The following is a 10,516-nucleotide window of genomic DNA, read 5'->3' as shown; positions in this document are numbered from 1 at the left end:
TTGTCCCCCACTACCAGGCAGATTCCTAGGCATTACTCACCCGTCCGCCGCTGAATCCAGAAGCAAGCTCCCTTCATCCGCTCGACTTGCATGTGTTAGGCCTGCCGCCAGCGTTCAATCTGAGCCATGATCAAACTCTTCAGTTCAATACTGATCGGGTTTTGAGAAAACCCTAAACTTGGCTCAGCAATCGCAAAAAACTCTCGAATTCACGAGTGTTACTTGTGATGCTGATAATCTTGCGATCACCAGTCTTAACTCACAAGCACCCACACGAATTGCTTGATTCAACTTGTTAAAGAGCAGTTGGTTGATTCTCTCGTCTCAACCGAGGCCGCGCATTCTACAGCAACTTCACTTCCCGTCAACACCTAATTTAAAAAATATTTTCTTTAAATTCAGCGTCTTATGTAAAACCCTATGGGCTTTGCCAGTTGACGGGCGGCGAATTATATAGACCTCCGAATGGTTGTCAACACTTCTTTCAACATCGTGTTTCCCGATTGGAGCCATGCGGTTCAGGCCCGACTCCGGCGCCCGCCATGATTAGGCGGCCTCTATATAGATAGCGCCGCCACTCCACTGGCGCCACAGCCGGTCGCCCGACACTTGCCTGATCGCCAGCGCCCCGGCAGCATGTCCAGCGGCACCGCCAAGGAGACCCAGGCGACCGCCATACATTTCTATGAATTTCCCAGGGAACATTGGATATGGATATCAAGGTCATCGCATTCATCTGCCTGGCAGCTTTGGCATTGGAGCTGCTGCGCGTCTACCGCAGCTCCACCGACAGGCGCCGGGACCAGCGGCAGACCGGGCAGTAGGACTACTGCCCAAGGCAAGAGAGCTGATCCCCCACCTCACCGCTGAAGCATCGCCCGATGCCGGCGAGGCGGGGGAATCGCTTCTGTAGACAGCGCCACGGCGACAAGTTCCCCCTCCCCTGCATTTCTGCGCGGTGCCTTCTCCGCGAAGGACGCATTGGGCATCGATGCCTGCCGCTCCCAGGCCAGGTGTCGGGCTTACCGACCAACCCCGCTTTCCTCTTCCACTCCCAGCAATTCCAACGCCACGTCGCGGAACTGCCGCACCACCCGGCTCTCGTTGTCCGGGTTGCACACCAGCGCCAGGCCAACGGTGCGCTCCTGGTGCGGCGTCTCCAGTTCCAGAAAGCACACCGGCGCCGCCGAATTGCGCGCGTGCAGCGCCGGCACCAGGGCGACGCCCAGCCCGCAGGCCACCAGGCTGATGGCCGCCTGCACCTGGGTGGTGGAATGCACCAGCTGCGGCACGAACCCCGCCGCCTGGCATAGCTGCAACAGCACGTAGTGCAGCCCTTCGCTGTGCGGGTAGTCGATCAGCGGCTGGTCGGCCACCTCGGCCAGGTGCACACGGCGGCGGCCATCGCCAGCCAGCGGGCTGTCGCGCGGCACCACCAGCATCATCGGCTCCCACTCCAGGGGAATCAGTTGCAACGACGTTGGCTGGGGCAGCGGGAAGCGCACCAGGCCGACGTCCGCGCGGCCGTTCTCGACCAGCTCCAGCACCCCGCTGGAAGGCAGCTCGCGCAGCTCCAGGGCGATGCCCGGGTAGCGCCGGCGAAACTCGGGGATCAGCCGCGGGACCAGCGACAGCGTCGCCGAACCCACCGAGCCGAGGGTCAGCTGGCCGCGAGCGCCGGCGCCCGCTTCCAGCGCGTAACGCTGCGCCTGCTGCAGGTGCAGCAGCACCTTGCGCAGCTCCGGCAGCACGGCCTGGCCCGCTTCGGTCAGGCTCACCTGGCGCGTGGTGCGCTCGAACAGCGGCAGGCCGATCTCCTCCTCCAGCTTGCGGATCGACACCGACAGCGGCGGCTGGGACATGTGCAGGCGCTCGGCGGCCTCGCGGAAGTTCAGGGTCTCGGCGAGGGCGAGGAATTGGTGAATCTGGCGCAGCTCCACACTGATACTCCATACGTATCAATAATGCGCCAAATAATATTGGATGAACGAGGATACCGACCATAGCCTGAAGCCACTCGATGCCAACAATCCCAACAGGAGAGTGACTCCATGGCGCACAACGAAATCGCCCTCGGGCAAGGCTATCACTGGCAGGACCTCGAACCCGGCCAGCGCTTCCGCACCTACCGCCGCACCGTCACCGAGGCCGACCTGATCGGCTTCGTCGGCGTCACCGGGCAAACCGAGGTCATCTTCATCGACAGCACCTTCGCCGGCGCCATCCAGGGCCGCCCGGTGCCCGCCGCGCTGAGCTACAGCCTGATCGAGGGCATCCTCATGCAGACCATGCTGCAGGGCACCGGCCTGGCCCTGCTGGAGCTGCACAAGAGCGTGCGCGGCCCGGTGGTGGTGGGCGACACCCTGGAAGCGCTGGTGGAAATCGAGGAGGTCCGCCCCACCTCCAAACACGGCCGCGCCGTGGTCACTTCCCGCGTCAGCGTGCTCAACCAGCGCGCGGAAACGGTGATCGAATATCAGGTCAAACGCCTGCTGGCCGGACGGGGTGAAGGCTGATGCTCGAAGCCCTCGACTTCCGCCCCCTGCCGCCCCGCCACGAGGCCCTGCGCAGCGAGCTGCGCACCTTCCTCGCCGAGCGCCTGGGCGACTATCCGCTGGACCTGCGCGCGCGCAGCTGGCAGGGCTTCGACGCCGACTTCAGCCGGGCCCTGGCGGCGCGCGGCTGGGTCGGCCTGACGCTGCCCCGCGAGTATGGCGGCGCCGGCCTCGACCCCCTGGCCCGTTTCGTGGTGGTGGAAGAGCTGCTCTGCGCCGGCGCGCCGGTAGCCGCCCACTGGATCGCCGACCGCCAGAGCGGGCCGCTGCTGCTGCGCTTCGGCAGCGAGGCGCAGAAGCGCTTCCACCTGCCGGCGATCTGCCGTGGCGAGCAGTTCTTCTGCATCGGCATGAGCGAACCCAATTCCGGCTCGGACCTGGCCAGCGTGCGCACCCGCGCCGAGCGCAATGCCACCGGCTGGCGGCTCAATGGCCAGAAGATCTGGACCACCTACGCCCAGCACAGCCACTACATGATCGCCCTGGTGCGCACTTCCGGCAGCGCGGAGGACCGCCATGGCGGCCTGTCCCAGGTGATCGTCGACCTGAGCCTGCCGGGCGTGAGCATCCGCCCGATCCGCGACCTCACCGGCGCCGAGCACTTCTGCGAGGTGTTCTTCGACGACGTGCAGCTACCCGAGGGCGCCCTGGTCGGCAAGGAAGGCGAAGGCTGGAAGCAGGTCACCGCCGAGCTGGCCTTCGAGCGCAGCGGGCCGGAACGCATCTACTCCAGCATCGCACTGCTCGATGCGTGGATGGACTGGCTGCGCGTACGGCCGCAGCCCGGCCATGAACGCCTGCTGGGCCAACTGCTCGGCGAACTGATGGTGCTGCGCGCGCTTTCGGTGAGCCTCGCCGCGCAACTGGCCGACGGCCGCAGCCCGGTGGTCGAGGCCGCGCTGGTGAAGGACCTGGGCACCGCCTTCGAGCAATCCATCCCCGCCCTGCTCGGCGACGTGCTGGGCGCCATCGACGGCGCCGAGGCGCCGCACCTGCTGCAGCGCACCCTGGCCTACCTGGAACGCATGGCCCCGGTGTTTTCCCTGCGCGGCGGCACCCGCGAAATCCTCCGCGGCGTAGTCGCCCGCGGCCTTGGCCTGCGATAGGAGCCCGCCATGAACCTCGACACCCTGATCATCGACGCCTTCGGCCAATGGCTGGAAGGCGAAGTCAGCCTCGAACGGGTCCGCCGCATCGACCTGGGCGAGCCTGCCGATGCCCTCTGGCGCTCACTGGCCGAACACGGCTTCGCCGACCTGCTGTTGCCCGAAGCCCAGGGCGGCGCCGCGGCCAGTGCGCAAACCGCCTGCCGCCTCCTGTTCGCCGCCGGCGGCGCAGCCCTGCCGTTGCCCCTGGCCAGTACCTGGTGGGTACGCGCGGCGCTGGCCGAAACCGGCCTGCCGCTGCCCGAAGGCCCCATCGCCCTGGCAACCGGCCGGCGCGAGGGTGACACCCTGGTGTGCCGCCAGGTGCCCTTCGCCGCCAGCGCCCAGTGGCTGCTGGCCGAGCTGCCGGATGGCGCCTGGCTGCTGCCGCTGGCCTCGGCGCAACGCCAGGCCAACGGCGTCTACGCCAGCCTGGCCCAGGACCTGAGCTGGCCCGGTCTGCCCGCAGACGCCCTGCGCCTGCCGGCCGGGCGCGACTGGCGCGCCCTGGGCGCCGCCTTCAGCGCCGCGCTGATCGCCGGCGCCGGCGAACGCGTCCTGCAGTTGACCCTGGAATACGCCAATACCCGCCAGCAGTTCGGCAAGCCCATCGGCCGCTTCCAGGCCATCCAGCAGCAGCTCAGCGTATTGGCCGAGGAAGTCTTCGCCGCACGCATGGCGGCACAGCTGGCGCTGCATGGCGCCTCGTGGCCGGCCAGCGTTCCGGCCGCGGTGGCCAAGGCGCGCTGCAGCGCCGCCGCCGAACGCATCTGCGCCATCGCCCACGGCGTGCTCGGCGCCATCGGCGTCACCGAGGAGTACGACCTGCAACTGTACACCCGGCGTCTCCACGAGTGGCGCGCCGACTACGGCAGCGAGTCGGCCTGGCAGCCGCTGATCGGCCGCGCGGCCCTGGATGGCCCGGGAAACAGCCTGGCCTTCCTCGAACGCCACCTGCCCGCCGCCTGATCCGCGGCACCCGTGCTTCTCATAACAATCACAATGGAGAACACCCATGGCCCAGCTACTCAGCCAAACCCAGCAGGCCCCGGCGCTCGCCGGGGCCGCCCCGCGCGCCGGCACGCCCATCGCCTGGCGCACCATCGTCGCCGGTAGCATCGGCAACACCGTGGAATGGTTCGACTGGACGGTCTACACCGCCTTCGCCCTCTACTTCAGCCACCAGTTCTTCCCCTCCGACAACGAGACCACTGCGCTGCTGGCCAGCTTCGCCGTATTCGCCATCGGCTTCGCCATGCGCCCGCTGGGCGGCTGGGTGATCGGCGTGTTCAACGACCGCGCCGGACGCAAGGCGGCGCTGAACCTGACCATCCTGATGATGGCCCTGCCTTCGCTGCTGATCAGCCTGATGCCCACCTATGCCAGCATCGGCATCGCCGCGCCGCTGCTGATGGTCCTGGCGCGCATGGTCCAGGGCCTGTCGGTGGGCGGCGAATACGGCGCCGCGGCGACCTTCCTCGCCGAGTCGGCGCCGGCCAGCCAGCGCGGGCTCTATTCGGGCTTCTTCTTCGCCAGCATCGCCCTCGGCCTGCTGGTGGCCTCCGGGCTGGCCTGGCTGCTCAGCCAGTGCCTGAGCCGCGAGCAACTGATGGATTTCGGCTGGCGCATCCCCTTCTTCATCGGCGGCCTGGGCAGCCTGGCGGGTTTCTGGATCCGCCATGGCGTGGAGGAGACCGCGGCCTTCCGCAAGGGCCACGAACAGCGCCGCGGCCAGCGCCTGGAGCAGCCGCTGCGCACGCTCTGGCGCGAGCATCCGCAGGCGGTGAAACGCCTGGTGGGCATCAGCCTGCTGGGGGCCTTCGCCTTCTATCTGTTCGTCAGCTACCTGCCGGTGCACGCCATCCGCAGCCTCGGCGCCTCGCCGGGCACCGCCTACGGCGCCAGTAGCCTGGCACTGGTGGTGTTCATGCTTTCGCAGCCGCTGTTCGGCTGGCTGTCCGACCGCATCGGCCGGCGCCCGCAGCTGATCGTCTTCGCCCTCGGCTACGCCCTGCTGCTGTACCCGGTGGTGCGCTCGATGAACGCCTCCTTCGGCGCCATCCTCGCCGTGGAACTGTTCGGCCTGCTGCTCTATGGCCTGTACTCGGCCATCGCCCCGGCGATCAAGTCGGAACTGTTCAGCACCGACATCCGCGCCCTGGGCATCGGCCTGCCCTACAACCTGGTGGTGGCGATCTTCGGCGGCACCACCCCATACCTGATGACCTGGCTGCAGAGCCGCGGCGACGAGCAGTGGTTCCTGGTCTACGTCTCGGCCATGGCCGTCATCACCCTGGTGGCCTTCCTGCGCATGCCGGAAACCCGTGGCCAACCCCTGCACTGATTCGGAGAACAGCATGAGCAACACGCAAGCCACCCACCAAGGCCCGCTCGCCGGCCTGCGCGTCCTCGACCTGTCGCGGGTCCTGGCCGGCCCCTGGGCCACGCAGGTCCTCGGCGACCTGGGCGCCGACGTGATCAAGGTGGAACGCCCCAGCCGCCGCGACGACACCCGCACCTGGGGCCCACCCTTCCTGGAAGACAGCGGCCAGACCTGGGACGCCGCCTACTACTTCTGCGCCAACCGCAACAAGCGCGCCATCGCCGTGGACTTCGGCCATCCGGACGGCGCCGCCCTGCTGCGCCGGCTGGCCGCCTCGGCGGACGTGCTGGTGGAGAACTACAAGGTCGGCACCCTGGCCCGCTACGGCCTGGACTACGCCGCACTGAAGGCGCTCAACCCGCGCCTGGTGTACTGCTCGGTCACCGGCTTCGGCCAGACCGGCCCCTACGCCGGGCGCGGCGGCTACGACTTCCTGGTGCAGGGCATGAGCGGGCTGATGAGCATCACCGGGCACCGCGACGACGAGCCCGGCGCCGGGCCTCTGAAAGTCGGGCTGCCAGTCAGCGACCTGTTCTGCGGCCTGTACGCCACCATCTCCATCCTCGCCGCCCTCAACCACCGCCATGCCAGCGGCGAGGGCCAGCACATCGACTGCGCGCTGCTCGACAGCCAACTGTCGCTGATGGCCAACCAGGCCATGAACTTCCTGGTCGGCGGCCAGGTGCCGCAGCGCCTGGGCAACGCCCACCCCAACGTGGTGCCCTACCGCGACTTCGCCTGCAGCGACGACTACATCCTCGTGGCCTGCGGCGCCGACGGCCAGTTCCAGGCGCTGTGCCGCCTGCTCGGCCGCGATGACCTGGCCGGCGACCCGCGCTTCACCCGCAACGCCGGGCGCAGCCAGCATCGCCGCGAACTGGAAGTGGAGCTGGCGAAGACCATCGGCACCTGGCGCGCCGCCGACCTGCTGGCGGCCATGGAAGAAGCCGGCGTCCCCGGCGGGCCGATCAACGACCTGCAACAGGCCCTGGCCGACCCGCACGTGCAGGCCCGCGGCATGCTGCAGACGCTGCAGCGCCAGGACGGCACGCCGGTCACCCTGCTCGGCTACCCGGCCAAGTTCTCCGCCACGCCGCCCAGCTACCGCCTGGCGCCGCCGGTGTTCGCCCAGGACACCGCCAGCCTGCTGGGCGAGGAACTGGGCCTGGCGACCGCGCAACTGGCCGAGCTGGCCGCCAAAGGCGCCATCGCCCTGGCCCAGCCATCGACCGTACGCGCCGCCAAGGCCGGCTGAGGTTCAGCCCGGCAACCGCTCCACCCCGCGCAAGTGGGCCAGCACCTGGTCCACCGCGCGGTCCAGGCAGCCCTTGAAGAAATGGTTGGCGCCGGCGAACAGGGTGACCGGGCGCTGTTCGGGCTGCGCCCAGTCCAGCAGATTGGCCAGCGGCGCCATTTCATCGGCCTCGCCGTGCAATAGAAGGCAGTCCGCCGGCAGCGCCATGGGTTCGTAGTGCCGGCCGCCGGGCACCGTGCCCACCGGCAGGCCCATCAGCACCAAGGCCTCGGCCGGCTGCGCCAGGTCGCGGGCGGTGCGGGCAAACACGTAGGCGCCGAAGGAAAAGCCCACCAGCGCCAGGGGCAGGTCCGGGTAGCGCTCGCGCAGATAGGCAGCCACCGCCTGGCTGTCCTGCGCCTCGCCGATGCCCTCGGCGTACTCGCCCTCGGTGCCGTCCACCCCGCGGAAGCTCGGGCGCACCGCCAGCCAGCCGGCCTTGCTCAGGCGCCGCGCCAGGGTCAGCGGCACCAGGTGCCGCGGGCTGCCGCCGAGCAGCGGCTGCGGGTGGCTGACCATGGCCACGCCGCGGGCCGGGCCGGCCGGGGCGTCGATGAGCAACTGGATCCGGCCTGCCGGGCCATCGATCAGCAGCGGGTTGCGGTCTTCATCGGGCATCGCGGTGTTCTCGTTCGGAAAGCGGGTGGCCAGGGTAATCCAGGCAATCCCCGGGGTGGGCAAAAAGCACGCATGCGACCGCCCATGCCCCGCCTCTGCCATCCCCGGGCGAGCTGATACACTGCTCTACTGCCGCCGGGCCCGGGGCCTGGCGTCGAACAAGCAGTGAACGAGGACAGTATGAAAGCCGATTTCGCGACCACCCACCTGCAAGCGGCGGTGACAGCATGATCGAGGTAACCGAGGTTTCCATTGCCGAGCTGCGCGACGCGCTCGAGTCCGGCCGCACCACCGCGGTCGAACTGGTCAAGGCCTATCTCGCGCGGATCGATGCCCACGACGGCGCCAACACCCCCACCGCGCTGAACGCGGTCGTGGTGCGCAACCCCGATGCGCTGGCGGAGGCCGAGGCGTCCGACGCGCGCCGCGCCCGGGGCGAGACGCTGGGCCCGCTGGACGGCATCCCCTACACCGCCAAGGACAGCTACCTGGTGAAGGGCCTGACCGCGGCCTCCGGCAGCCCGGCCTTCAAGGACCTGGTGGCCTACCGCGACGCCTTCACCATCGAGCGCCTGCGCGCCGCCGGCGCCATCTGCCTGGGCAAGACCAACATGCCGCCCATGGCCAACGGCGGCATGCAGCGCGGCGTATATGGCCGCGCCGAAAGCCCCTACAACGCCGCCTACCTCACCGCGCCCTTCGCCTCCGGCTCGTCCAACGGCGCGGGCACGGCCACCGCGGCCAGCTTCTGCGCCTTCGGCCTGGCCGAGGAAACCTGGTCCAGCGGCCGCGGCCCGGCCTCGAACAACGGCCTGTGCGCCTACACCCCGTCGCGCGGGGTGATCTCGGTGCGCGGCAACTGGCCGCTGACGCCGACCATGGACGTGGTGGTGCCCTACGCCCGGACCATGGCCGACCTGCTGGAAGTGCTGGACACGGTGGTGGCCGAGGACGCCGACAAGCGCGGCGACCTGTGGCGCCTGCAACCCTGGGTGCCGATTCCCGACGTCGCCTCGGTGCGCCCGGCGTCCTACCTGGAACTGGCCGCCAAGGCCGACGCCCTGGTCGGCAAGCGCCTCGGCGTGCCGCGCATGTTCATCAACATGGATGAAGCGGCCGGCACCAGCGAGAACCCCGGCATCGGTGGCCCGACCGGGCAGCGCATCCACACCCGGCCCTCGGTGATCGCCCTCTGGGAACAGGCCCGCAAGGCCCTGGAAGCGGCCGGCGCCGAAGTGGTCGAGGTGGACTTCCCGCTGGTTTCCAACTGCGAGGGCGACCGCCCCGGCGCGCCGACGGTGTTCAACCGCGGCATCGTCTCCAAGGAGTTCCTCCACGACGAGCTGTGGGAGCTGAGCGGCTGGGCCTTCGACGACTTCCTGCGGGCCAACGGCGATCCCAAGTTGAACCGCCTGGCCGACGTGCAGGGCGAGCTGATCTTCCCCCACGACCCCGGCACCCTGCCCAACCGCGAGGGCGACCTCGCCGCCGGCATGGACGAATACGTGCGCATGGCCCAGCGCGGCATCAAGCCCTGGGACCAGATCGCCACCCTGCCCGATGGCCTGCGCGGCCTGGAGAAGACGCGCAAGCTCGACCTGGAAGACTGGATGGACGAACTCGGCCTCGACGCCGTGCTCTTCCCCACCGTGGCCGACGTGGGCCCGGCGGACGCCGACGTCAACCCGGCCTCGGCGGACATCGCCTGGAGCAACGGCGTGTGGGTCGCCAACGGCAACCTCGCCATCCGCCACCTGGGCGTGCCCACGGTGACGGTGCCCATGGGCGTGATGGCGGACATCGGTATGCCGGTGGGCCTGACCTTCGCCGGCCGCGCCTACGACGACTCGGCCCTGCTGCGCTTCGCCGCGGCCTTCGAGTCGACCGGCAAGCGCCGCATCGTCCCCCCGCGCACCCCGCCGCTGGCGCACGGCTGACGAGGCCACGGGCGGGTCGGCGCGCAGGCGCCGGTCCCGCCCGCTGCAGAACGACATCGAAGCGCCAAGGAGGGCCGCCCGCCATGAACGAACCCACCCTCAGGCCGGCACTGGCCAGCGACCTCCCCTTCGTCTACCGCGGCGAGCTGGCCTACATCCGCCAATGGGAGCCGGCCCACGAGGACGACTGGTACCGGCAACTGGAGCGGCACCTGACGCGCTGGGTCGAGCATCTGGAGCACCTGACCATCGCCACCCTGGAAGGACAGCCCGTAGGCTACAGCCTCTGGATGCCGGACGAGGGCCATGCCGAACTCTGCACGCTCGGCGTCTGCGCCGCTTTCCGCCGCAAGGGCGTTGGAGATGCGTTGCTCCAGGCCTATATCGCCGCGGCCAGGGCCGAAGGCTTCAGCCACCTCACCCTGAACGTGCGCCAAGACAACCCGGCACGCCGTCTCTACGAACGGGCGGGCTTCCGCCACCTGGGCACCTCACCCAACGGCTACCTGCGGTACATGCTGCAAGCGGCGCCATGTAAGGCGCATGGGTAGCCGCCCTGCCCCCACAGCAAACACCTACGACAT

General features: G+C 69.1%; 9 protein-coding genes and 1 rRNA gene. 7 read left to right on the top strand and 3 right to left on the bottom strand.

Annotation, left to right across the window (positions count from 1 at the left end; translation table 11 throughout):
* Together BM060_RS26150 and BM060_RS26145 are read right to left on the bottom strand one after the other, a co-directional pair.
* Positions 1-146, bottom strand: a 16S ribosomal RNA gene (locus BM060_RS26150); the annotation flags it as partial.
* Between the two features lie 876 nt (positions 147-1,022).
* Positions 1,023-1,940 (bottom strand): LysR family transcriptional regulator, encoded by a 918-nt coding sequence (locus BM060_RS26145; protein ID WP_074984551.1) that lies wholly within the window; start codon positions 1,938-1,940, stop codon positions 1,023-1,025.
* A 111-nt stretch (positions 1,941-2,051) separates the two neighbouring features.
* Between BM060_RS26145 and BM060_RS26140 the strand changes: the two genes are divergently transcribed.
* From BM060_RS26140 to BM060_RS26120, 5 genes are read left to right on the top strand one after another with little or no spacing between them, the layout of a single operon-like run.
* Complete coding sequence (locus tag BM060_RS26140; protein ID WP_074984549.1) at positions 2,052-2,516, top strand: MaoC family dehydratase; 465 nt, start codon at positions 2,052-2,054, stop codon at positions 2,514-2,516.
* On the top strand, positions 2,513-3,661 hold the full coding sequence (locus BM060_RS26135; protein WP_371857848.1) for an acyl-CoA dehydrogenase family protein: 1,149 nt from the start codon (positions 2,513-2,515) through the stop codon (positions 3,659-3,661). The genes BM060_RS26140 and BM060_RS26135 overlap by 4 nt, the downstream gene beginning before the upstream one ends.
* Before the next feature lie 9 nt (positions 3,662-3,670).
* A complete protein-coding gene (locus tag BM060_RS26130) occupies positions 3,671-4,669 on the top strand; it encodes an acyl-CoA dehydrogenase family protein (RefSeq protein WP_074984544.1) in 999 nt (332 codons plus the stop codon).
* A gap of 46 nt (positions 4,670-4,715) precedes the next feature.
* Entirely contained in the window at positions 4,716-6,044 is a 1,329-nt protein-coding gene (locus tag BM060_RS26125) for an MFS transporter (RefSeq protein ID WP_074984542.1), read from the top strand.
* 13 nt (positions 6,045-6,057) lie between these two features.
* Entirely contained in the window at positions 6,058-7,338 is a 1,281-nt protein-coding gene (locus BM060_RS26120; RefSeq protein ID WP_074984540.1) for a CaiB/BaiF CoA transferase family protein, read from the top strand.
* 3 nt (positions 7,339-7,341) lie between these two features.
* Here the strand turns inward: BM060_RS26120 and BM060_RS26115 are convergent, their stop codons facing one another.
* A complete protein-coding gene (locus BM060_RS26115) occupies positions 7,342-7,995 on the bottom strand; it encodes an alpha/beta hydrolase (protein WP_074984538.1) in 654 nt (217 codons plus the stop codon).
* Positions 7,996-8,222: 227 nt separating this feature from the next.
* Between BM060_RS26115 and BM060_RS26110 the strand changes: the two genes are divergently transcribed.
* Entirely contained in the window at positions 8,223-9,932 is a 1,710-nt protein-coding gene (locus tag BM060_RS26110; RefSeq protein ID WP_074984535.1) for an amidase, read from the top strand.
* Between the two features lie 83 nt (positions 9,933-10,015).
* The gene (locus BM060_RS26105; RefSeq protein ID WP_083426845.1) at positions 10,016-10,483 is read left to right on the top strand and encodes a GNAT family N-acetyltransferase; all 468 of its coding nucleotides are present in this window, start codon (positions 10,016-10,018) and stop codon (positions 10,481-10,483) included.
* Positions 10,484-10,516 lie beyond the last annotated feature (33 nt).

Source organism: Pseudomonas citronellolis, assembly GCF_900112375.1.
Taxonomy (GTDB): Bacteria; Pseudomonadota; Gammaproteobacteria; order Pseudomonadales; family Pseudomonadaceae; genus Pseudomonas; species Pseudomonas citronellolis.
Note: the sequence above shows the minus strand (reverse complement) of the source record. Positions and strands in the feature narration are given on the sequence as shown.